Here is a 22,029-nt window from a genome sequence, read left to right on the forward strand (position 1 = left end):
CACCGTTCACCCGTTCACAGGCCTGACGCCTCTTCTGCCCCCAGACGTACGCATGCACGGACGGCCACGGCAGCAGGGCGAGCGGCGCAGGCACGGCCGCCCAGTACATCGACGGCGTGCCCGACCCCGAGGTTGGCGCGGCCCGCCCCGAGGCGGGAAGGGCGGAGCGCGTCAGGGACCGGGTCCCGAAGCCTCTCGAATGCCCCTTCGTTGCGGAGCTCACCTTTCTGGTGGGCCAGGCGCTACCGCCGGCCCGTGGCCCGACACCGGGTGCTCCGACGCCTCCGGGTTCGGCTTGTCCCCGATGGGGAGAGCCCCGCACAGAGGACGCCGGCCCGTCGATCTGGCACCGCCGGGGAGTGACTGGGATGGGCGACCTCGGACCTCTTGAGGAAAGCGACCGGTGTTCTATGGAGGGCCTTGTGTCGATACAGGTAATAGCTCACGAATGTCTGAGTCGCTGAAAGTGCAGAATATGAGCCCACCCCGCACATAGACTCCCAGCTCAGGAAGCCTGCTCCCCGCACCCGCGGGGATGGACCCGAGGGTGGTCTCGACGAGGCGCGCGGTGTCGACTGCTCCCCGCACCCGCGGGGATGGACCCACCGTGTACGGAGCCGTCAGCGTCGAGCGCCTCTGCTCCCCGCACCCGCGGGTATGGACCCCGAGCACGCCGCCACCCCCCCCGCCACCTGCTCCCCGCACCCGCAGCAATGGCCCCCCAAGGCGGCCCCGCCCGAGGTGGACCGGCGGGTCGCGATCCTGACCGCCCGCTGCGCCTCGGTCGGCATGGGCCGGGCCGGGCGCGAGCGCGACATCGGCCTTGCGGCTGCCCAGCCTGCCGTCCGCTGCCACCACGGTCGTCGGACCGGATCGGGCGCCAGGGCCGGTTCCGGGTGCGGCGCGATGCGGTCCGGCTCCAGCCCGACCTTGTGGGGGTGCACGCAGGCCGGCGTGCCGTTGGCGGTGTACCGGTGGCCGTCGGCCGGGTCGAACGGGCACTCGCGGGACGGCCGGTCGTAGACCACGAACCCCTCGCGGGGAAGCCGGTGGGCTGGGCAGCCCCCGCACGCCGGATGATCCTCGCCCTGGGCGAACGGCGTCGTCATGGCGGGACGGTAGCGCAACGCCCTCCACAACTGCAGGCGCCCAGACCTACCGTCGGCCGGGTGCGCCAACTCACCTGCGAGATGGGGCACCCGGGTACGCCACGGACGGGTGCTCCGCCCCGAAGCCGCCCCGGCCGCCTTCATCCTGGTCCAAGGTAACGAGGAGTACCGGGGCTGCCGCCCGTGCTCCTTCTCACCTCTTGGAGGACCCAGATGTTCGACGCCGTGCCCGAGGCCGCGGCCGCGTACTGGGACCGCTACCACCGCGGCGACGCCTACCAGGTGTGCCCGGCCGGGGACCGGTTCCGGTGGACCACCGGCCTTGAGACAGGTGCGGAGGTTCTCGGCTCGCCGAAGACCGCCCTGGACCTCGGGCCGGCCGAGGGCGAGAACGCCGCCTACCTCGCCCGCCAGGGCGTCCAGGTCGTCGCCGTCGACTTTTCCTCCGTTCAGATCGCCCGGGCCCGTACGTTCTGGGGCGACGTGTTGGGGCTGGAGTTCGTTCACGCGGAGGCATGCACGTTCCTCGACCAGGACGAGCGACTGTGGGAGGCGATCTATTCGTCCTGGGGCGCGGTCTGGTTCACCGACCCCGTCGATCTCCTGCCCCGTATCCGGGAACGCCTGGCCCCGGGCGGGGTGTTCGCGTTCTCCCACCGCGCCGCGAACGGCGGCCCGTACGGGGAGCAGGTGGTGAGCGGGAAATGGCTGGAGACGGATCTGACGGCGCGCTGCTGGCAACACACCCCGGAGCAGTGGACCGCGCTGCTGGAGAACCACGGGTTCACCGACGTCCGTGCCGAGATCCTGCCCGCGCCGGGGTCGGGTGGCACCGTCACGTTGCTGGTGCGCGCGACCGTCTGATCCGTGGCGGGCGACGAGCAGCACCTTGGTCGGCGCCGTGCTCGTCGTCACTTCGGACGTGTCGAAGGCCCCTCAGGAGTACCAACGTGCTGATGGTGTTCACTCGTTGCAGGCTGTGTCCTGCAGAGTTTCGAGGTCGTGGGGTTGGACCATGCGTCCTCCGGAGAGCCGTGCGAGCAGCAGCAGCTGCCTGCTGTCCGACTCCGATGTGGCCCTGTGAGCGTGCGATCCCGTGCGTCCTGGCGAATCCGACGGGCTGATGCCCCCTGAAGCGTGTGTCGACAGTTCACGAGTGGCTTTCGGGAACGTCACGAGATCCTGTCCGGCCGAAAGACCGGGCGAGATCCCGGCGTTCTCGGGAAGTGCGGCGGCCGTGTCCGAAAGACGCCCCTAGGATGATCAACTGATAGTCGATCAACGGGGAGAAGAATCGTGCGATTTGCCTGGCAGGACACACCGGGGCAGGTTCGGGACGCGGCCACCTTCATAGGTCTGGCGAACCCCGCGCTGTGGTCCGGGCCCCCGGTTCGGGAGGGCGACCTCGCCGGATGGATGGACGAGGTCCAGTACTTCACCCGGATCGAGATCGACTCCGTCATCACCCTGCACAGCCGCTCCGGCACCCCCTTCGAGCTGTACGGGCGGGGCAGCGACTTCCTCAATCCGGTGCGGATGGCTCGCTACGTGCCCTGCGTGATCGAGGCGGAGAACGCCGAGGAGAACCCGAAGGTCCTCGCCCTCGCGCGTACCGCGTGGCGGGAACACGTTGACGCCGTCGCGCAGCGCTTCGGCGCTCCCGTTCGCGTCGCGGAGGACGACGACGAGGTCCTGGAGGCGATCTGGCGCCTGTCCGGCGGCGAAGGCCCGGAGCTGCGCCTGTGGTTGAACGCCACGCAGGTCCTGGTCCCCGACAGCCCCCTGTACACCCGCTTGCCCGGCCGCGCGCTGATCCGCCTCGACGCGCACGCCCTGCAGGACATGGCCGGCGTCACGCCCCGTCCGATCGACGAGGCCAACGACGTGCCGGAGTGGATCCCGGACTGGTACCAGAAGCACGCGGTCGACCTGGCGCGGACCGAGTACGAGGCCTTCGAGGACGGGGACCGCGCCGTCGACCGGGTTCGGCACGCCCTCGGCGGCGCCGTCGCCGGCGGAAAATCCGTCCTCGACCTCCTCGGGAGCCTCGTCGACATGCCGTTCGAGGTCCGGCCGGAGGCCGAGTCGTACAGCTCGCAGCACATCTTCCGGCACCCCGACGCCCCCCAGGGTCGGCTGCCCGCCCTATATGTGGCGCGCGTGATCAGCGTCCTCGCCAACCATGAGCAGGAGGGCTCCGCCCGCACCGCGCAGTCGGTGGAGCCGGGCCTGACCCTCCACCACCTCGACCTGTTCAACCCCCGGGTGCAGAACTCCCTAGGCGTCACAGGCCGGGAGGCCTGCGGGGTGTGGCGACTGACCCGCGCCGGGTTCGAGAAGTCGATCGCGGGCAAGGCCTACATGATCACCCCGGCGGACGTGATGGAACGCCTGCGCGCCGCAGCGCTCGCCGCCGGGACCCCCGAGGAGGGCGAGTCGCCGTCAGCGTGACGGCGTGACGGTACGACGGGCCATGGCCGGTGAGACGGTCCAGGCGTGGCAGGCGCTGGGCGGGGCGGCGGAAGCGTTCGGTCGGGCGGCCTGGAGGGCCCGCTGACGGTCAGTAGGGTGGCGGGCCGCGGTGGGGGTGTACGAACTCGCGGCGTCGGAGCCGACCGCGGTACCGGCCGGTGACGCCGCCCCCGTGGTCGTCGACGAGGTAGCCGTGGCGACCGAGTTCGCCGGCGAACGGCACCCGAGGGTCGAGGGGCGGGCGGCCGTCCCAAGGCCCCGCACGTTCACCACTCCCGCAGGTTCGCGCGGCTGAAGCCTGCCCATCGAGCGCGGGGCATGCGAGCGGGTGCCGTGCTCCGAGGGTTACGCAGCCTTCCGGCCCAGGAGAGCCAGCAGCTGATGCTGAGGAGTGGCCTGGGTCGAAGCAGTCAGCGCGGGTGCGTACATTCCGGTGGCGGCGAATTGCTCCGCCATGGGAGCAATGGCGGTCAGGCACGCCTCGACGGCCCCGCCGTCGAGGGACGTGGTGACACCCGCGGCCTGCGCGAGGTCCCAGGCATGTACGAGTGGTTCGATGACGGCCGTGGCCAGTACCCACCGAATCAACGCCCTGCTGCGGGTCGGTGTCGACCGGGACGACATCCACGTCGACACCGCGAGCGGCGCGCAGGCGTCCAGGCCGAAGCTCGACCCCGTCCTCGACACGTCCATGATGGAGGGGCGGGCGATGATCGGGATGCTGTCCGTGCTCGTCGAGCTCCAGCGCGAGCTCGTGGCGAACATAAACGACGGGCTCGCCTCACCACGGGCCTGCGGACGGGTCGGCGGGCGCTGCCCCAAGCTCACCGACGACCAGGCGATGCTTGCCCAGCAGCTCTACGACGCCCGGGAGAAGACCGTCCAGCAGATGGCCGACCTGTTCGAAGTGCCGCGGTCGACGCTGTACAGACACCTCGACAAGACCAGGAGCGTGCCCCGCCCGCGCGAGAAGACCGCAGTCACGAAGTCCTGACCACTGCTTTGCACCTGGGGCAGAAGTAGAAGTTTGGTGCCGTTCATGGTCGCTACTGGGCCCTGAGCGGAAGTTGTAGAAGGTACTGACGTGGTGCACGAACTCGATCGATGTTCTTTGGTAAGTCACCATTTGGTGGTCTCGACTGTCAGTGCCCGCGGTAAGACTCTGGGTCGATAGTCCGTTCGGGGGAGGACCAATGGCGTTCCGGGCCGTGCACACCGAGTGGGGAACCGTCTTCGCACATTTACGAGATCTCGGGTGCGGGCGGTCGTGGGAGGCGGTGTGGAAGGTGAAGCCGGCAGCGCCGATCGTCTGTGCCGAATGCCGCCACCCGATGCACGCGAAGACGTCCACCAGCGGGCTCCGGTTCTTCGCCCACGCCCCACACGCCCCGCTCTGCGAGATCGCGCTCCAAGGGGAGTCGGAGGCCCATCACCTCCTCAAGCTGGAGCTGCTCAGCGCCGCGCGGGACGCCGGCGCCAACGCGGAGCTGGAGGTACGGGCGGCGGACGGGTCCTGGCGGGCGGATGTCCTGGCCGGCGATCCGGCCGGGACATGGCGGATGGCGCTGGAGGCCCAGCTATCGCCGATCACCGCAGCCGACATATCCGCCCGCACGGAGCGGATGCGCGAGGACGGCGTGACGTCCTGCTGGTTCAGCGACCGGCCCCGCCCGCCGTGGCTGGGCACGGTGCCCTCCATACGGCTGACCACGACGGACAAGGGGGTGCTCGTTGCCGAGGGCTTGGTGAAGTTCACCCAGGGCGGGTGGGCCGCCGCGCCGGAGGTGCCGGTCGCCGACTTCCTGCGCTGGGTGTTCACCGCCAAGGTCGCCCCGCACTCCCCGCGCACCAGCCTCCGCTACCCGCTCCAGCGGCAGTTGGGGCAGGTGTGGACGGCGCCCCAGTACGCCGCCGCCGAGGACGTGTTCCTGGTGGAGAAGGAGAAGCAGGACCGCGAGCAGGAGGAACGGCGGGCTTGCGCCATGGCCAAGGCGGCGAGGAAGCGTGCCGAGATCGATGCCAAGAACGCAGTCTCCCGCCAAGCCGCCCTTGAGCGGGCCACAGTCTCGGAACGGGACGCATTCCAGCGCATGGGCGGCATGGCCGCAGAGGACTGGCAGACACGGCTCCTGGCACGCCGGGGCGTAGGAGAAGCGGTGGACTTCCTGGCCCGTGAGCACGAGATCACGACGACGGTGGGGCTGAGCATCAACGATCAACGGTGGGCGGGTGGCACTCCGCTGGTCGATGAGGACGGCGTCCCGTACGCAGTGTTCGCCCCGGAGTCGGGACTGGTCAACGGCGAGGCGTTCGCGCTGCTGGCCGGGATGCTGCTGCTGTTCACGACGGTCAAGGACATGAAGCGGTTCGACCGCAACACCCGCAACCGCCGCCGCAGTCGACGAGTTCCCGTCGACGGCTGGAAAATGCAGCACACCGAAGCGGCCCCAGTCGGCGCACCCGCCGTGAAAGCGCCCCGCAAGGTCTCCGAGGCTCAGTGCCGGCGAGCACCAGGACCCTGCGTCTGCCCGCAGCCGCAGCTCACGGCGGTGATCTCCGGCCAGACGCATCCGGCCGAGCCCTGCGACCGCATGACCCCGGCCGCCGCGGTCTACACCGCCTCGTGCCGCAGGTGCGGCGGCCCGTACGTCAAGCCGTGGCGCCGTCTCCGGCCCTGACGAGGGTCGGACGGCCACCTCACGGTGCAAGCGGGCCGACACCAGGCCATGCGGGCCGTGTGGCTCGACTCGCCGCCCGAGGGGTGGTGCTCGGTCAGGACGCCCCCGGTGATGAAGCAACGGCCGTGAACACCGTGATCGTGTCCCAAGAACGGACCGGGGTGTTGGTCCGGCTCGGGAGGGAAGCCGAGACGGCCGCGATCTGGCCGTGCCTGGCCGAGGCCCGGTACGCCGCCACCTCGCTGATGGCGGACGTGTATCAGCAAGCCCCGACGGGAATCCCCGACTGCCTGCGGATCTTCACCGAGCTGATGGCGGAGGCGGACCGGGCCGCGGGGCCGGGCATGCCCGGTTGCCCCGTCGACCCGTCCGGGCGGGCACCCGCGGACACGACCGAGCGCATCGACGACATCATCGACAACACCGAGGAGCCTCCCGACCAGGGGGTCGATCCACGATGCCCGGAAAACGGGCCATGAAATGATCCAGGACTTCTGACCGGCCTTCGCGGTCGCCCACGCCTGCTGTCGCACCACTGCCGGTGGCGCCTGTCCCGGGTACAGCAGCGGCCCCTCCTGCGATCGCGGCACCCAGGTCCCCGCGGCCCACGGTCCCGTCGACCGTGCGCGCGGTGTACTTGAAGACCGAGAAGCCGACGGTGCTGACGATCCGCCGGCCCATGTGCCCGGCGTCGGCGGCCACGAGTGTGGCAGCATCGCCGCCATGTCTCTGCTCACCTGGAACCACGACGGGGATCTGTACTGCGCTCTCACCACCGAGACCGGTACCCGCGAGGGCCGGACCACCCATTTCGAGCTCAGCGAGGCCCGCATGGTCGCGAGCGGGCCTCCTTCCATGCCTGACTCACCCGCTCCCGGGCCAACAGCCGTGACCGTAGTCGTCTACGCCCCCGATGAGGAGAAGCCGCCAGAGGTCTACTTCGACGGGACGCAGACGCTGCCGTTCGCCGTGCTGCAGCACTTCGTGGGAACTGTCGCCGCACGGCTACCGAGCACCGGTTCGTAGAGAGCCGAGGCGCCGGGGGCGCCGAAGCGCTGTACCGACGTCACGAGTTCGAGTTCAGTTGCGGGCATCCATCTGCGTGAGGTGCCACCGCCTCCGGCTGAGGTGCCACCGCCTTGCCGGACACGCGCCCTCAACGAACAATGGTGATGATCTTGTCCGGCGGGAAGAGCCGACCTGCGCTGACGGCGTCTCCTTCGGGGTGTCCGGTGATCTGTACGGCTGAGCGGGGGCTCACCGTACGCTCCGGGCATGAGTGAACGCGTGGGCTACGCGAGATGCAGTCCGGACAAGCAGGACCTCGCCGCCCAGCACGAGATCCTGCTCGGTCTGGACGTCCCTGCGGACCGGATTCACCTGGACCACGGGCTGACCGGGCCCAATCGCGCCCGGCCCGGCCTTGCCAAGGCCCTCGCGGCAGTCCGTGCCGGCGACACCCTCGTCGTCCCGAAGCTCGACCGCCTCGCCCGCTCGGTACCCGACGCCCGCGACATCGGCGACTCCCTCACCGCCCGCGGCGTCAAGCTCTCGCTCGCCGGCACCCTTTACGACCCCGCCGACCCCATGGGCAGGATGTTCTTCAACATCCTTGCCACCGTCGCCGAGTTCGAGGTCGACCTCCTGCGCATGCGCACCCGCGAAGGCATGGCGGTGGCGCGGGCCCAGGGCAAGCTCAAGGGGAAGCCGCCCAAGCTCACCGCACGCCGGCAGACCGACCTGGTCCGGCAGTACCAGTCCGGCGGGCACACCATCACCGACCTCGCCGAGCTTTTCTCCGTCAGCCGCGCCACGGTCTACCGCGTCCTTGAACGCCACCGGAACGCAGCCACGCCGTCGACTTCCGGTGGGCAGTGACGTGCTGCCCTACGTCTACCAGGTCACCAAGTACGACCCCGCCGATCGTGACCAGCACGGCCACTACGCCGGCACCGAAGACACGATCAGCGACCACGGGCCGGTCGAAGCCGCCTACCTGCAGGCCGTCGCCGCCTTCGCCGAGGACACCGGCGTCGACCAGTTGGCCATCCGCGAGCCGCAGCTCGGAAGCTTCGTCCACTTCGGCCTGGAGCCACAGATCGACGGCTACGGCCTGGCCGGTCTCTTCCCCGCCGGCCCCGCCGGCCCCGCCGGCCCCGCCGGCCCCGCCGGTTTCCACGACGGGGCACTGGTGCCGATCGACGTCGGCTCGGAACTTGTCCGAGCGATGCTCCGCGACAACGGGGCCTGGTGCCGCCTGGAGGTCGAGGGAGAGTTCACGGTGCACGTCGGCTGGGACCAGTACCTCTACATCGGCAGCAGCCGGCCCTGCGAAGCCGCGCTGACCCGCACCCGAGCGCTCGGCCTGTTCACGCAACGCCTGGACGCATCGCCGTACGAATTCGCCCCCGACGACCCCGCATACGTACAGCGCCCGGCCGACGCCGACTTCTGGGCCCGCCTCGACTGGACCGTCAGCGCCCACCGCGCCACGTTCCTGGAGGAGACCTCCGCCTCCAACGCCTCCCGGTGGCACCGCCTGAGCCGCGACAACATCGCGACCGTGCGCTCCCAGCTGACTCCACGCGCACAGTTGGCCGTCTGGCCGGACCTGCTCACCGACGTCGACACGGCCGTGGCCGCCCTGCGCGACAAAGGCCTGGTGGAGATCATCTGGGAGAAGGAAGACGGGCAGATCACCAGCACGGTCGTGGACGAAACCCAGTTCGAGGACGTGACCTCCCAGCTTGCAGGCGCGCGTGCTGCCGGCGTCGTTTCCATGTATGCCGGTGAAGACCTCCCTCTCTTCACCGCTGTGCTACCCGACAGCGACGGGGTACTCCGCGCGCGCTGGCAGACCGAGCCGACACCCAGCGACCGGGACCGAGAGGACGGCTTTGAGGGGCTCGTGCACACCGACGAGCTGGATCAAACGCCGCAGGACGCCATCGAGGTCGGCGACGCTCTCATCGTGAAGATCATGGATGTCGATCTCGTACGGCGCCGCATTGCCCTGTCGCAGAGGCAGGCCGACCGGTGACGACGTGGATGCGGTGCTTCTGGGACGAGGAAGCCATCTGGTTCTACTTCGAGGTCGACGCCGACGGCTGGGTGACCCGACAGGTCGAACTCCAGGGTTCCGAGCCGGCCCCGATCGCGGCTGCGTCCCTGGCCGAATGGCAGCGTGCCCAGCAGGCAGGGGGTCTGACCGAATACGAAAGGTTGTACGGGGTTACCGCTGAGCTCCCGGTCTCACAGTGGGAGGGCCACGCCCCCGAGCAACTCACCGCGCAAGAATTCGAGGCGGTCTGGGATGCCGCCCGTCGTGCGATCACAGCCCGCCAACCCTGCTGACCCGGGGTAGAACCCTGAGAAGAGCCCGACAGCAGTACGTCAGATCGACCCGCGCGCGAGCGTCCGGACCGGGACTGGACCTGCGTGGGAAGCACGTTCACCCTCCTCACCGTGCGCTCCGACGGATCGCGGGAGCCCGCGGAGGTCCGTACAGCCATAAACCCCCGCGCGGTGCCTTTCGGCGGGAACGGCGCACGATCGGGTGCCGTTCGCCCTGTGGCACGCACTGCGGAAAGGGTCGACGACCACCACGCGAACAGCACCGAGACGGTGATCGCCTTCTTGGACCGGAAGAAGTACACGATCTCCTTCAACTTCAAGATTGGCCTGCACCACCACTCGGGCAGAGTGGACATGCGGTGGTCGTCGGCGTATCCGGTCTCCCTCACCTACAACCTGCGGATCCGCCGCGACGTCGGGCAGTGGCCGGACGACACCGTGTACGGATACGAGGACCAGATCTACGGGAGTTCCGTCCCGACGAAGTCCTACACCCGCACCGAGGGGCACGACGGCAACGGGCGCAACCGCCTGCCCTACGACGGCAAACGCTACTTCTGGGATGCCTGGAACCTCCACCTGCGAATCGACGGCACCGCCGTGTCCACGGCGGGATCGATCCGGAGCGACCGGGCCACCTGCTACAAAACAACGACGTGCAAGTTCAAGAAGGGCGACACCTGAGCCCGCGACGGACGAGGCGGAACCATGGACCACGACACGCTGCTCCGGTTGATGCTCGCAGCCGATCCACCGCAGGTGGTCTGCGGGTTCCGCACCGTCTTCGCGGAGGGGGAGATCGGTGAGACGGGAACCCTGAGGTACCTGGCGACCGACCGGTGGATCCTGGACGTCGACCACGGCGGGCGGACCGTCAGCACCCCGCGCGGCTCCCGCCACGTCGCACCCGACGGTACGGTGCGTACCGGCCCTTCTTCCACGCCATCGTTCACGTCTCCCGTGGCTCTGTTGCTGCCCCGCCATCGAGGCATCGACGGTGGCCACGGTCACGACTGGGCCCCGGATCCCACCGTGCCGGTCACCGAGGCGGCCGACGGCACGCTGCACATGACGTTCCGACACACGGAGAACACCGCCTACCGGGCCGAGGCGACCGTCCACCCCACCCTCCACTGCGTACTTGCCCTGCGGAGCCCCGCATGGACCGCGGAACTCCTCGACCTCCGCGATTCCCTGAACCCGCGCGAAGTCGATGAGATGAACCAGGCCTTCGACGAGGTCTGAGCCGTCCCGGTCAGGGGCGACGGAGAATGAACCGATGAACGATCGTGATCCGGAGCCTGGCCTCCTGATTGAACTGCCCACTCATCTTCACTGAAACCGGTACTTCAGGATGAAAGGCTTATCTTCGCCTCGAAACAGACGGTGGTTTTCCTCGGCAACGAGGGCGAGGACTCCGGGCCGCCACCCTGACCAGGGCCACAGGGGTAGGCGTCACCTCCCGTCGGATGGTCGGCCGGAGTTGGGGTTCAGCCGAGAGGCGCGATGAAGGGGGCAGGGGAATCAGCAGTACCCGAGGCGGACCAAACCGGGGTACGACGCGGCCCGCCTGAGTAACACCTTCGGATCCTCCGTCAGGACAGGCACTCGGCGAGCAGGTCGACGACGTCGCGCCAGGCTCGTTGCGCGTGCTGTGGGTGGTGGCCGACGCCGGGGACCGTGGGGTGGTCGACCGGTGGGTGATGGAAGGCGTGCAAGGCGCCGCCGTACACGGTGAGGCGCCAGTCGACGCCCGCGGCCTGCATCTCGGCGGTGAACGCGTCCCGTTGTGCGGGCGACATGATGGGGTCTTCCGACCCGACCCCCGCCCACACAGGGCAGCGGATGCGCGCCGCCTCGCCCGGTCGGCCCGTGGTGGTTGCGTTGACCGTCCCGATCGCGCGCAGGTCGACGCCGTCGCGCCCGAGTTCCAGTCCGATCGCGCCGCCGGTGCCGTAGCCGATGGCGGCGATCCGGTCGGGGTCGGTCCGCGGTTCGGCGCGCAGCACGTCGAGCGCCGCATGGCCGATGCCCCGCATCCGGTCGGGGTCGGCGAGCAGCGGCAGGCACCGGGCCAGCATCTCCTCGGGGTCGTGCAAGTAGCGGCCGCCGTGAAGGTCGAAGGCCAGCGCCACGTATCCCAGCTCGGCGAGGGCATCGGCCCGGCGGCGCTCGACGTCGCTGAGTCCCGTGCCCTCCGGTCCGAGCAGGACCGCGGGCCGGCGGTCGGCACCGGCCGGGAGCGCGAGGTGCCCGATCATCGTCAATCCGTCCGCCGGGTACTCGACCGTACGTGTCGTGATCGTCGTCATGAGGCTGGACTGTACTGATCGTCGCGCCCGGTTCGGTCGGCGTTCTGCCACCGGCAGAACAACGTGCGTGTCCCTTGGATCCCTCACGTCCCTCACGTCCCTCGCGTCCCTCCGAGAAACACGAGGCCGAGCGCGCCCGAAGCTTCAAGATCATCTAGTTGGTGCTCTCGGAACGGAACCCACCTCGGTCACACCCCGAGCTCGCACGTCGAGCTCGCACGTCGAGCTCGCACGTCGAGCTCGCACGTCGAGCTCGCACGTCGAGGTCCTCGCGTGGCGTCGGCCGTCCACCTGGTCGGAGTCACTGATTTCTCGTCACTTCACCGCGCGGCCGATGAGTTTGTGGCTCCCCGCCGGTCCAAGCTCGTGACACCCCAGGAAAGGACACCGCCATGTCGGAGCTTCTCGTCGACTTCATCACCTCCCTCGACGGCCACGCGTCGGGAGAGGGATGGCCCGGATTCTGGGGCCTTGAGGGCCCGGAGTACCTCGCGTGGCTCGGCGAGCAGCCCGAGGTCACCTACCTGATGGGAGCGAACACGTACCGCCTGATGTCGGGCTTCGCCGCAGGCGAGGTCCCGGCCGGCCAGGATGAGTTCAGGCCCGAAGAAGAAGCGTCCGTGGACGAGCTCACGCAGGCGTCCAAGGTGGTGTTCTCCTCCTCGCTCACAGAGCCGCTGACGTGGGCCAACTCCACGCTCGTCCGCGACGACGCGGTCGAGGCGGTCCGCGCCATGAAGTCGAGTGGCGCGGGGCTCCTCAGCACGATCGGCAGCCTCAGCCTGTGCCGGTCCTTGCTGCGAGCCGGGCTCGTAGACCGCTTCCGGGTCGTGATGTTCCCGGTGATCACCGGGGCCACGGGCGAGGAGCGCATCTACGACGGCTATCCGGACGTTGCCCTCGAAATGATCGAGCACCGCACCTTCGACGGCCGTATCCAGCTGGTCGAGTACAAGCCCCGCGTGCTCGATCACCCGCCGCTCGGCGTCCCTGCGTGACGTCGCTCCGTCCGCGGCCCGGCGGCCGTCCGCGCCGGCGGCCGGGCCGGCGCCGGCGGGTGCGGAGCAGGGCCTGACACGGCCTCGGTGGACCAGCGGTACCGCCATTGGCGCCAAGCCGGTGATCACAGGCTTGGCGGCAGCGGCAGCCGATCCTGCCGTCTCCCCGGAAGCCTCCGCTTGTGTCCGGTCTCCAGCCCAAGCCGTCGGTGCTGTTCGTGTGCGTCCACAACGCCCGACGTTCGCGGATGGCCGCCGCCTTCCTCACCCACCCCGCCCAAGTATCGTTCTGCTCCGCAGGGTCGACCCCGGCGGTCACGGTCAATCCCGCCGCCGTCGACGCGATGGCTGAGGTGGGCATCGACCTATCCGTCCGGACCCGGAGAATCGGCACCATGGGCGCCGTTGAGGCATCCGACGTCGTGGTCACCATGGGTGGTGGCGACACGTGTCCGCTTCCCCGGCAAGCGCTACCTCGACTGGAGACTCGACGCCCCCGCCGACGACCCCGCCGGACAAGGCGTCAAGGCGGACCGCCCGATCCGGGACGAGATCGAACGCCGTATCCGCGACCTGCTCACCCAACTCCAGCCCCACTGACACCACCCACACCAGGACCCGGTGCCACGGCCGGCGACCCCGGCCCGTCATCTTCCCCGGATACGGTGCGCCGGCCGGGTCCGAAGACCGTTGCGAGAAGGAGTGAACGATGAACGCGGGGAGCGCGCCGGGGGCCGCCGGTGGGATGAAGCGCCGGTTGGGGGTATTCGATGCGGTGGTGATCGGCTTGGGCTCCATGATCGGAGCCGGGATCTTCGCGGTGCTCGGCCCGGCTGCACAGGCTGCCGGTTCCGGACTGCTGCTCGCGCTGGCCCTGGCGGCGGTCGTGGCGTACTGCAACGCGACGTCCTCGGCACGGCTGGCCGCCCTCTACCCGCAGTCGGGCGGCACCTACGTCTACGGCCGCGAACGCCTGGGCCCCTTCTGGGGCTACCTGGCCGGCTGGGCGTTCGTCGTCGGCAAGACCGCCTCCTGTGCGGCCATGGCCCTGACCGTCGGTGCCTACCTCTGGCCCGACCGGACCCACGCGGTCGCCGTGGCCGCCGTCGTGGCGCTGACCGCGGTCAACTACACCGGCGTGCAGAAGTCCGCCCTCCTGAACCGCGTGATCGTCGCGGTCGTCCTGACCGTGCTCGCCGCCGTGGCCGTCACCGCACTGACCTCCGAGGCTGCGGACACCACACGGCTGGACATCGGCCCGGACGCCACCCTCGGCGGTGTGCTCCAGGCCGCAGGGCTGTTGTTCTTCGCCTTCGCCGGATACGCCCGCATCGCCACCCTCGGCGAGGAGGTCCGCGATCCCGCCCGCACCATCCCGCTCGCCATCCCCATCGCCCTCGGCACCACCCTCGCCGTCTACGCCCTCATCGCCGTCGCCACCCTGACAGTGCTCGGCCCGGCCGAGCTGGCGGCTTCGGCCGCCCCACTGTCGAGCACTGTGCGGGCCGCGGGAGCGAATTGGCTGGAGCCCGTCGTCCGCGCGGGCGGCGCCGCCGCTGCCCTGGGCTCCCTGCTCGCCCTGATCCTCGGCGTCTCGCGCACCACCCTGGCCATGGCGCGCGACCGCCACCTTCCCCGCGCCCTGGCCGCGGTCCACCCCCGCTTCGGCGTCCCTCACCACGCGGAACTGGCGGTGGGAGCCGTTGTCGCCCTGCTCGCCGCGACCACCGACGTCCGCGGTGTGATCGGCTTCTCCTCCTTCGGAGTGCTGGTCTACTACGCCATCGCCAACGCCTCCGCCTGCACCCTCAGCGAGGAAGAGCACCGGCCCAACCGGCTCATCCCCGTCGTCGGCCTGGCCGGCTGTGCCGTCCTGGCCTTCGCACTCCCCATGAGCACCGTGACCCCCGGAGTCGCGGTCCTGGCCCTCGGCGCGGTCCTTTACAGGCTGCGGAGGTCCAGGACCGGCAAACCCGGCCTTGCGGATCGGTGAACCCGCGATCATCGGCAACCGGCAGGTGCTCCGCTGCAGCCCCGCTTCATCGAGCGCGACGCCCGTGACGGTGACGCATCGGCGTCGTACCCCCTGATCAGCCCTGATCATCACCGTCGGACGCCGCAGCCCGACGGGCCGTCCGCCGGCGTGATGACCGTACGAAAGCTCCCGTCACCGGTACCGCGCCGTCCCTCCACCCGGCTGGCACCGGGAAGCCGCAGGCAGCCCTCGTGCCGCGCCGTGCGCCGCGCGTCGTCGGGTCAGGCGTACGGGCTCCATCCGCCGAGGCGGGCCAGCAGGGTGCGCGCGGCGTTCTCGTCCAGGCCCAGCGCCGCCGCGGCCCGCTCGGTGCTCAGATCCGCGCGGGTGCTGCGGGCCGCCCAGTAGCCGACGCGTTCCGCGGTGACCTCCATCCGACGGGCGGCACGGAGAGCGGCGACCGGCGACGTCCTCGTCAGCCGTTCGATCTCCTCCTCCAGCCGTTCCGGCAAGCCGGTGACCGCATCCGGCAGGGGCACGGTGGTCGCCTCGACCTGCTCGGTGTGCTCGTCCCAGTCCCGTACGCACGCGTCCGCCTGTGGATCACCGGCCTCCACGAGCTCCTGGATACCGATCGCCGTCCAGTCCAGGTGGTGCTCGACGCCCGTCCAACCGCAGGAACACACTGCGCGAACGGCGGCTGCCCGCGGCCCGCGCAGATATCGGCCGTCGTGGACGGACCGCTGCGTCACCAACCCATCGCACAGGACCGGACCGGATGCGTCGTCGCAGACCGTCGACCGGACCCGGAACGTCTTTCGCGTCGTGGGGTTTGCCGGTGGCGATCGGGAGCAGGAGAGCGTCACGACCAAGCCGGTACTACACGAGGAGGTCCCCATGTCGGGTACGGAGAAGAGCAAGGCGCACGTCGAGACGGTCAAGGGCAAGGTCGAGGAGACCGTCGGACGGGCCGTGGGCAACGAGCGGATGACCGCCGAGGGCCGGGCCGACCAGGCCAAGGGCAAGGCGCGGCACGCCAAGGAAGACATCAAGGACGCCTTCCGCCACTGACCTGACGGGCGAACACCCCACAGACCGGCTGAGTCCCGGCCCTCTCCCCCCGGGCCGGGGCTCAGCCGCGTCCACCCCCAACCCGTCCGCCGCCCGGCCACCCACTCGTCGGCCGACCAGGCCCCAGGGCTGAGACGAAAGCTGCGCCGACCACCGCTCGTTCGCCGTACACGCGCACCCACTCACGCCGCTCTCCGCGGGCAGTTCTACGTGTCCTGCCGTACGGGCGCGGGTACGGGTGTGGCGGTTTCGAGCACGGGGGTGGTGGGTTCGGGCAGGGTGCGGAAGAGGAGCCAGCTCAGGGCGGGCATGGCGATCAGGGGAGTGAGGGCGACCTTGAGGGAGGTGGTGTCGGCGAGGTGTCCCCACAGGGGACTCATGAGGCCGCCGATACTGACGGTGAGGCCGAGAGTGATGCCGCCGGCGGTGCCGATGCGGGAGGGCAAGTAGTCCTGGCCGAGGGTCACCTGGAGCGAGAACGGGACGTACAGGCCGGCCGAGGCGAGGGCCACGAAGAGGAACATGGCCGGGCCCGGCACATGGATCACTCCGGCGACGGCGACGATCGAGAGCAGGTACGACCAGCGGGCGACTCGGACGCGGTCGTAGCGGTTGGCCAGGGATCCGCCCAGGACCGAGCCGACCGCGCCGCCCAGGAACAGGAGGAACAGGGCGGTGGTTCCTGCGGTGGTGCTGTCCTGCACGCGTTGCCGGGCGTAGAGGGAGATGAACGTACTGAGGCCTATGAAGACGATGGATCGGAAGACGACCGCCAGGGACAGCTTCACGAACGAAGCCACGTCGTCGGCACTGCGGGGCGCCCGGGTCCTCGTCGAGCCGACCTCAGGTCGGGCGAGCATCCGCAGGACGGGTACGCACAGGGTGACGCCGACGAGCGCCGGGAGGACGAGGACCGGTGTCCAGCTGAGGGATCCGTGCCCGATCACGGCCGCCACCATGAGCGGGGCGAGTGCGAAGCCGACGTTCCCGCCGAGGGAGAACCAGCCCATCGCGCTGTGACTGCCCGCACTGGCCAGCCGGGCCACGCGGGCGGATTCCGGGTGATAGGCGGCCACGCCGACGCCCGAGATGGCGATGAAGAACAGGGTGAGCCCGTAGGAACCGCTCAATCCGCTCAGCCCGATGCCCACCCCTCCCAGCAGGGTGCTGACCGGCAGCAGCCACGGCATCGCCCACCGGTCGGTGAGGACGCCGAACACCGGCTGGGCCACCGACGACAGCAGGGACGCGGCCAGCACGATGCCGGAGACGACCGCGTAGGTGTAGTCCCGTTCGGCCACGAAGAACGGAATCAGCGCCGCGACGGCGCCCTGGTAGATGTCAACGCAGGCATGGCTCACGGCCAGCAGGGAGATCGATGTGTTCCTTCGCATTCACCCCATGCTGCGAGAGGCACACCCTGTCGCGCTTTCGATAAACTGACGGATGATCCAGAAAATCCGCCACGAACCCGTTGCCCCCACCCGAACCCAGCGTCTCGCGGCCGGCGGCGAGATCGAGGCGCACCGGCACGACGATCACCAGGTCGTCCACGCCGGCAGGGGCGCCATCGCAGTCACCACCGACGCCGGCTCATGGATCGCCCCCGCCACCCGCGCCCTCTGGATCCCGGCCGGCACCGTCCACCAACACCAGGCGCACGGCGAACTGGATCTCCACCTCATCGGCCTGCCCACGCACGAGAACCCCTTACGCCTCGACGAACCGGCCGTCCTCGCCGTCAGCCCCCTCCTGCGCGAACTCATCGTCGCCTACACCCGAGACCCCGACAACGACAGCGCACCCCGCCTACGGCTGCGCGCCGTCATGCTCGACCAACTCGCCCGCTCCCCGGAACAACCCCTGCACCTGCCGATCCCCACCGACCCCCTGCTGCGCGAACTCCACGACATCCTGCGCGCCGACCCAGCCGACAACCGCTCCCTGGACGACCTCGGACGCCTCATCGGTACCAGCGCCCGCACCCTTTCGCGCCGCCTGCGCGCCGACCTCGGCCTCACCTACCCGCAGTGGCGCACTCAGCTCAGGCTCCACCACGCCCTGATCCTCCTGGCCGACGAGACCCCCGTCACGACGGTCGCCCACCGCTGCGGATGGTCATCCGCCAGCACCTTCATCGACGTCTTCCGCCGCACCTTCGGCCACACTCCCGGTTCCCGTCCCACCATGTGACGCGGGAACCGGTCGCCGAGCTGTGGCGAGCCGGCTGGGCTGAGGTGCTTGGGCTGTGGAGCGGGGGAGAGGAGCGGGGGAGAGGAGCGGCATCGACGGTTCGACTTGGTTCCGGCACGGATTCCGTAGGAGTGATCAGCCGGCGTCCTACTCGGCCAACCGGTCGAGGACTTCAAGGCGGTCCGGGTCCAGGGAGAGATGCGTCGCAGCGAGATTCACCTCCAGGTGTTCGATTCGAGCGGTGCCCGGGATCGGGAGAACGACCGGGGAGTGGTGGAGGAGCCACGCGAGCGAGACCTGTGCCGGGGTGGCGTCGAGTTCCGCGGCCACGCGGGCGATTTCGGCCGAGGCCGCTGAGGCGACCGGCCGCCACGGCAGAAACGCCATCCCCGCCGCTTCGCACGCGGCCAGCACCGGCTCGTGCTCACGGTCGAGCACGCTGTATCGATTCTGCACGCTCGCGATGTCGACGACCTTCCGCGCCTCCTCCAGTTCCGTGACGGTGACCTCGGACAGTCCGATCCGTCCGACCTTGCCCTCGGCCTGGAGTTCCCGCAGTGCGCCGAGCTGTTCCGCCAGGGGGACATTCGGATCGACGCGGTGCAGCTGGAGCAGCTCGATTCGTTCGACGCGCAGCCGCCGGAGGGCGTGTTCCACCTGACCGCGCAGGCTCTCAGGCCGGGCATCGTGCTGCCATCCGGCCGAGGTGGCCGATCGCGCGATACCGACCTTGGTGGTGATGACCAGCCCCTCCGCATAGGGGTACAAGGCCTCGGCGAGCAGCTCCTCGTTGGCTCCCCAGCCGTACATGTGGGCGGTATCGATCAGGGTGACGCCCAACTCGACGGCCCGCCGGGCGAGGGCGAGAGATGCCTCGCGGGTTGGCCCCGGCTCACTCGGAAGCCGCATGGCTCCGAACCCGAGCCGCCGTACAGCCAGATCCCCACCGATGTGAAACATGGTCGACCTGGGTACCTCGACGTCGTACGGGGGCGGTGCGCCGTGGACGTGACGACCAGCTCGCCGACACTCTCGCGCACACCGGCGGTCGCCGACGCAAGGCCTGGGCCCGCTGCCGCAGCTACGGCCAGTGCCCTGCTTGGCCCGAGCCGGAGTTCAGGACGCGGGTCGGGCCGCCGCCGCCAGGACGAGGTGAAGCGGACGCGGCGGCCTGTTCAGCTGCCGCAGGCGCAGCCCGATGCGGCCGACGCGGGCTCGGTGCTCTGCTTCTGTCCGGTACAGCAGGCGTCGCCGTCGGCGAGGGGGCTCTTGCCCAGCTGGTCGGCGTCGGCCTTGACGACGTAGACCTCCCACGGCTCCTTGCCGGGGCCGGTCACCCACACCTTGTCCTGCAGGGCGTAGCAGCAGGAGGTGTCGTTCTCCTCGAAGGTGGCCAGGCCGGCCTCCTTCAGGCGGGTCGTGGCGGCGCCAACCTCCTCGGTGGAGGCGACCTCCACGCCGAGGTGGTCCAGGCGGGTGGCCTGCCCCGGCTCGCCCTCGATGAGGACGAGCTTGAGCGGGGGCTCGGCGATGGCGAAGTTCGCGTAACCGGGACGGCGCTTGGAGGGCTCGACGCCGAAGAGCCTGGAGTAGAAGGCCACCGACGCTTCTAGGTCGGCGACGTTGAGCGCGAGCTGAACACGGGACATGGCGGTCTCCCCTTGTACGGGTTATTTCGACGTCTGTCGATACAGCCGACCTTGCCACCGGGTTCGACGGCTGTCAATATTGAGGAATGTCGAAACAAGCTGGTCTGCCGGTGCTCGGGCAGGACGATGCGGCGTGCTGCGCGCCGATGGTCCGCGAGCCGCTCGGCGAGGAGGCTGCGGCCGAGTTGTCGCGGATGTTCAAGGCGCTGTCGGACCCGATCCGGCTGCGACTACTGTCCCTGATCGCCTCCCACGAGGGCGGCGAGGCGTGCGTGTGCGACCTGACCGGCCCCTTCGACGTCTCCCAGCCGACGATCTCCCACCACCTGAAGGTGCTGCGCGAGACCGGGCTGGTGGGCTCCGAGCGACGCGGGACCTGGGTGTACTACTGGGTGCTCCCCGAGGCCCTGGCCAAGCTCTCCGCGCTGCTGGAGATCCCCGCCGTTTCCGCGAAGGCCCCGGCATGAGCGCACCGGCCCCGCTGCTGCGGCGGGCGACGGTCGAGGCCCTGGGCACGGCCGCGCTGGTCGCGGTAGTCGTCGGCTCCGGCATCCAGGCCACCGACCTGACCCGCGATGCCGGAACTCAGCTGCTGGCCAACTCCCTGGCCACCGTCTTCGGTCTCGGTGTGCTGATAGCCCTGCTCGGTTCGGTGTCGGGGGCGCACTTCAACCCCGCGGTCACCCTCGCCGCATGGTTCACTGGCTGGCGCACCGGCACCGGCACCGGCCCCGCCCTGCGCGACGTCGCCGCCTACGTGCCCGCCCAGGTCGCCGGAGCCATCGCCGGCGCAGTGCTGGCCGACGCCATGTTCGGCAAGCCGCTCATCGACTTCTCCGGCCACGACCGGTTCTCCGGCCGGCTGTGGTTGGGCGAGGCGGTAGCCACCGCCGGGCTGGTCTGGCTCATCTTCGGCCTGACCCGCGCCGGCCGCGCCCAGTTGGCGCCGCCGCTGGTCGCCGCCTACATCGGCGCGGCGTACTGGTTCACCTCCTCCACATCCTTCGCCAACCCGGCCGTCACCATCGGCCGCGCGTTCACCGACACCTTCGCCGGGATCGCCCCCGCCTCCGTGCTGCCGTTCATCGCCGCCCAGCTCGTCGGCGCCGCCGCCGGTCTCGGCCTGGTCGCCCTCTGCTTCGGCCGCCCGACCCCCGCAGACGAGGACGAGTCCGCCGTCCCTCACGGCAGGCAGCAGCCCACCGCCCGCACCACCGAAGAAAGCGCCCTGGCCTGATGAGTACTTCCGCTGTTCCTTCCGTGCTGTTCGTCTGCGTGCACAACGCCGGCCGGTCCCAGATGGCCGCCGCCTTCCTCACGCACCTCGGCGGCGACCGGGTCCAGGTCCGCTCGGCCGGATCCGCCCCTTCGACCACGGTCAACGCGGCCGTGGTCGAGGCGATGAGCGAGGTGGGCATCGACATCTCCGCCGAGATCCCGAAGGTGCTGACCACCGAGGCCGTGCAGTCCTCCGACGTGGTGATCACCATGGGGTGCGGCGACGCCTGCCCGTACTTCCCCGGCAAGCGGTACCTCGACTGGCAGCTGGAGGACCCGGCCGGCCAGGGCGTCGCCGCCGTCCGGCCGATCCGCAACGAGATCGAACACCGCATCCGCGGCCTGCTCACCGAACTCGGCATCGGGCCCGCCGAATGACCTGGGCGAAGCCAGGGGTACACGTCGAGCCCCTTCGGCCGGAGCACGCCGAACAGGTCCTGGCGATCTACCAGCTGGGCATCGACGAGGGCAACGCCACTTTTGAGACCACCGCCCCCACCTGGGAGGCGTTCGACACGGCCAAGCTGCCCGCCCACCGCCTGGTCGCCCTCGACGGTGCCGGCCGGGTCCTGGGCTGGGTCGCCGTCGCACCGGTCTCCGACCGGTGCGCCTACGCCGGAGTCGTTGAGCACTCCGTCTACGTCCACCCCGACGCCCGGGGCCGCGGGGTTGGCCTCGTCGTGCTGAACGCCCTGCTCGCATCCACGGACGCTGCGGGCACCTGGACGGTGCAGTCAGGCATCTTCCCGGAGAACACCGCGAGCCTTGCCCTGCACCAGCGCGCCGGGTTTCGCGTCATCGGCACCCGCGAACGCATCGGCCGACACCGCGGGACGTGGCGCGACGTCGTCCTCGTCGAACGCCGCAGTCCCCAGATCACCTGAAGGGCGCCGCACGCTTTCGGGCTGGCCAGTCTCGGGCGGCCGCTCCTGCCGGTGGG

General features: G+C 70.1%; 25 protein-coding genes and 1 pseudogene. 21 read left to right on the forward strand and 5 right to left on the reverse strand.

The genetic code is table 11. The annotated features are described in order from the left end of the window. Positions 1-1,322: 1,322 nt before the first annotated feature. The 12 genes from ACZ58N_RS37060 to ACZ58N_RS37115 all read left to right on the forward strand — a co-directional run bounded on the left by ACZ58N_RS37060 (position 1,323) and on the right by ACZ58N_RS37115 (position 10,858). On the forward strand, positions 1,323-1,973 hold the full coding sequence (locus ACZ58N_RS37060) for a class I SAM-dependent methyltransferase (RefSeq protein WP_471169461.1): 651 nt from the start codon (positions 1,323-1,325) through the stop codon (positions 1,971-1,973). A gap of 432 nt (positions 1,974-2,405) precedes the next feature. Beyond that, the gene (locus ACZ58N_RS37065) at positions 2,406-3,560 is read left to right on the forward strand and encodes a hypothetical protein (protein ID WP_471169464.1); all 1,155 of its coding nucleotides are present in this window, start codon (positions 2,406-2,408) and stop codon (positions 3,558-3,560) included. 130 nt (positions 3,561-3,690) lie between these two features. Beyond that, complete coding sequence (locus tag ACZ58N_RS37070; protein ID WP_471169466.1) at positions 3,691-3,876, forward strand: hypothetical protein; 186 nt, start codon at positions 3,691-3,693, stop codon at positions 3,874-3,876. A gap of 270 nt (positions 3,877-4,146) precedes the next feature. After that, complete coding sequence (locus tag ACZ58N_RS37075; RefSeq protein ID WP_471169468.1) at positions 4,147-4,575, forward strand: helix-turn-helix domain-containing protein; 429 nt, start codon at positions 4,147-4,149, stop codon at positions 4,573-4,575. Between the two features lie 337 nt (positions 4,576-4,912). After that, entirely contained in the window at positions 4,913-6,259 is a 1,347-nt protein-coding gene (locus ACZ58N_RS37080; RefSeq protein ID WP_471169470.1) for a competence protein CoiA family protein, read from the forward strand. Between the two features lie 125 nt (positions 6,260-6,384). Continuing rightward, a complete protein-coding gene (locus ACZ58N_RS37085; RefSeq protein WP_471169473.1) occupies positions 6,385-6,738 on the forward strand; it encodes a hypothetical protein in 354 nt (117 codons plus the stop codon). Positions 6,739-6,982: 244 nt separating this feature from the next. Next, the gene (locus tag ACZ58N_RS37090) at positions 6,983-7,285 is read left to right on the forward strand and encodes a hypothetical protein (protein ID WP_471169476.1); all 303 of its coding nucleotides are present in this window, start codon (positions 6,983-6,985) and stop codon (positions 7,283-7,285) included. A 249-nt stretch (positions 7,286-7,534) separates the two neighbouring features. Then, positions 7,535-8,137: a recombinase family protein gene (locus ACZ58N_RS37095; protein WP_471169479.1), complete on the forward strand. Its 603-nt coding sequence runs from the start codon at positions 7,535-7,537 to the stop codon at positions 8,135-8,137. Continuing rightward, positions 8,127-9,299: a S1 RNA-binding domain-containing protein gene (locus tag ACZ58N_RS37100; RefSeq protein WP_471169482.1), complete on the forward strand. Its 1,173-nt coding sequence runs from the start codon at positions 8,127-8,129 to the stop codon at positions 9,297-9,299. The genes ACZ58N_RS37095 and ACZ58N_RS37100 overlap by 11 nt, the downstream gene beginning before the upstream one ends. Beyond that, complete coding sequence (locus ACZ58N_RS37105; RefSeq protein ID WP_471169485.1) at positions 9,296-9,613, forward strand: hypothetical protein; 318 nt, start codon at positions 9,296-9,298, stop codon at positions 9,611-9,613. The genes ACZ58N_RS37100 and ACZ58N_RS37105 overlap by 4 nt, the downstream gene beginning before the upstream one ends. 216 nt (positions 9,614-9,829) lie before the next feature. Next, positions 9,830-10,297, forward strand: a complete 468-nt coding sequence (locus tag ACZ58N_RS37110; RefSeq protein WP_471169488.1) for a hypothetical protein — start codon at positions 9,830-9,832, stop codon at positions 10,295-10,297. A gap of 24 nt (positions 10,298-10,321) precedes the next feature. After that, positions 10,322-10,858 (forward strand): hypothetical protein, encoded by a 537-nt coding sequence (locus ACZ58N_RS37115; protein ID WP_471169491.1) that lies wholly within the window; start codon positions 10,322-10,324, stop codon positions 10,856-10,858. A 350-nt stretch (positions 10,859-11,208) separates the two neighbouring features. Here ACZ58N_RS37115 and ACZ58N_RS37120 read toward each other — a convergent pair whose 3' ends face one another. Further along, a complete protein-coding gene (locus ACZ58N_RS37120; protein WP_471169493.1) occupies positions 11,209-11,925 on the reverse strand; it encodes a dienelactone hydrolase family protein in 717 nt (238 codons plus the stop codon). Between the two features lie 392 nt (positions 11,926-12,317). Between ACZ58N_RS37120 and ACZ58N_RS37125 the strand changes: the two genes are divergently transcribed. The 3 genes and pseudogenes from ACZ58N_RS37125 to ACZ58N_RS37135 all read left to right on the forward strand — a co-directional run bounded on the left by ACZ58N_RS37125 (position 12,318) and on the right by ACZ58N_RS37135 (position 14,916). Beyond that, positions 12,318-12,923 (forward strand): dihydrofolate reductase family protein, encoded by a 606-nt coding sequence (locus ACZ58N_RS37125; RefSeq protein ID WP_471169496.1) that lies wholly within the window; start codon positions 12,318-12,320, stop codon positions 12,921-12,923. 248 nt (positions 12,924-13,171) lie between these two features. After that, a pseudogene (locus ACZ58N_RS37130) lies at positions 13,172-13,523 on the forward strand (arsenate reductase/protein-tyrosine-phosphatase family protein). A 109-nt stretch (positions 13,524-13,632) separates the two neighbouring features. Next, positions 13,633-14,916 carry an APC family permease gene (locus tag ACZ58N_RS37135; protein ID WP_471169499.1) on the forward strand — a complete coding sequence of 428 codons (1,284 nt, stop codon included), beginning with the start codon at positions 13,633-13,635 and terminating at the stop codon, positions 14,914-14,916. A gap of 263 nt (positions 14,917-15,179) precedes the next feature. Here ACZ58N_RS37135 and ACZ58N_RS37140 read toward each other — a convergent pair whose 3' ends face one another. Next, positions 15,180-15,650 (reverse strand): hypothetical protein, encoded by a 471-nt coding sequence (locus ACZ58N_RS37140; RefSeq protein ID WP_471169502.1) that lies wholly within the window; start codon positions 15,648-15,650, stop codon positions 15,180-15,182. Between the two features lie 145 nt (positions 15,651-15,795). On the opposite strand from ACZ58N_RS37140, the gene ACZ58N_RS37145 reads away from it, so the two are divergent. After that, on the forward strand, positions 15,796-15,969 hold the full coding sequence (locus tag ACZ58N_RS37145; protein WP_471169504.1) for a CsbD family protein: 174 nt from the start codon (positions 15,796-15,798) through the stop codon (positions 15,967-15,969). A gap of 206 nt (positions 15,970-16,175) precedes the next feature. Here ACZ58N_RS37145 and ACZ58N_RS37150 read toward each other — a convergent pair whose 3' ends face one another. Further along, complete coding sequence (locus ACZ58N_RS37150; protein ID WP_471169507.1) at positions 16,176-17,363, reverse strand: MFS transporter; 1,188 nt, start codon at positions 17,361-17,363, stop codon at positions 16,176-16,178. Between the two features lie 52 nt (positions 17,364-17,415). Between ACZ58N_RS37150 and ACZ58N_RS37155 the strand changes: the two genes are divergently transcribed. Further along, complete coding sequence (locus ACZ58N_RS37155) at positions 17,416-18,162, forward strand: AraC family transcriptional regulator (RefSeq protein WP_471169510.1); 747 nt, start codon at positions 17,416-17,418, stop codon at positions 18,160-18,162. A gap of 147 nt (positions 18,163-18,309) precedes the next feature. Here the strand turns inward: ACZ58N_RS37155 and ACZ58N_RS37160 are convergent, their stop codons facing one another. Together ACZ58N_RS37160 and ACZ58N_RS37165 are read right to left on the reverse strand one after the other, a co-directional pair. Then, entirely contained in the window at positions 18,310-19,122 is an 813-nt protein-coding gene (locus ACZ58N_RS37160; RefSeq protein WP_471169513.1) for an aldo/keto reductase, read from the reverse strand. A 215-nt stretch (positions 19,123-19,337) separates the two neighbouring features. Beyond that, positions 19,338-19,811 (reverse strand): ArsI/CadI family heavy metal resistance metalloenzyme, encoded by a 474-nt coding sequence (locus ACZ58N_RS37165; RefSeq protein WP_471169516.1) that lies wholly within the window; start codon positions 19,809-19,811, stop codon positions 19,338-19,340. An 86-nt stretch (positions 19,812-19,897) separates the two neighbouring features. Here ACZ58N_RS37165 and ACZ58N_RS37170 point away from each other — a divergent pair, with 86 nt between their 5' ends. From ACZ58N_RS37170 to ACZ58N_RS37185, 4 genes are read left to right on the forward strand one after another with little or no spacing between them, the layout of a single operon-like run. Further along, a complete protein-coding gene (locus ACZ58N_RS37170) occupies positions 19,898-20,278 on the forward strand; it encodes an ArsR/SmtB family transcription factor (protein ID WP_471169518.1) in 381 nt (126 codons plus the stop codon). Beyond that, entirely contained in the window at positions 20,275-21,048 is a 774-nt protein-coding gene (locus ACZ58N_RS37175) for an aquaporin (RefSeq protein ID WP_471169521.1), read from the forward strand. The genes ACZ58N_RS37170 and ACZ58N_RS37175 overlap by 4 nt, the downstream gene beginning before the upstream one ends. Continuing rightward, complete coding sequence (locus ACZ58N_RS37180; RefSeq protein ID WP_471169524.1) at positions 21,048-21,467, forward strand: arsenate reductase ArsC; 420 nt, start codon at positions 21,048-21,050, stop codon at positions 21,465-21,467. The genes ACZ58N_RS37175 and ACZ58N_RS37180 overlap by 1 nt, the downstream gene beginning before the upstream one ends. Further along, on the forward strand, positions 21,464-21,973 hold the full coding sequence (locus ACZ58N_RS37185; RefSeq protein WP_471169526.1) for a GNAT family N-acetyltransferase: 510 nt from the start codon (positions 21,464-21,466) through the stop codon (positions 21,971-21,973). The genes ACZ58N_RS37180 and ACZ58N_RS37185 overlap by 4 nt, the downstream gene beginning before the upstream one ends. Positions 21,974-22,029 lie beyond the last annotated feature (56 nt).

Source organism: Streptomyces sp. NPDC040432 (genome assembly GCF_055595445.1).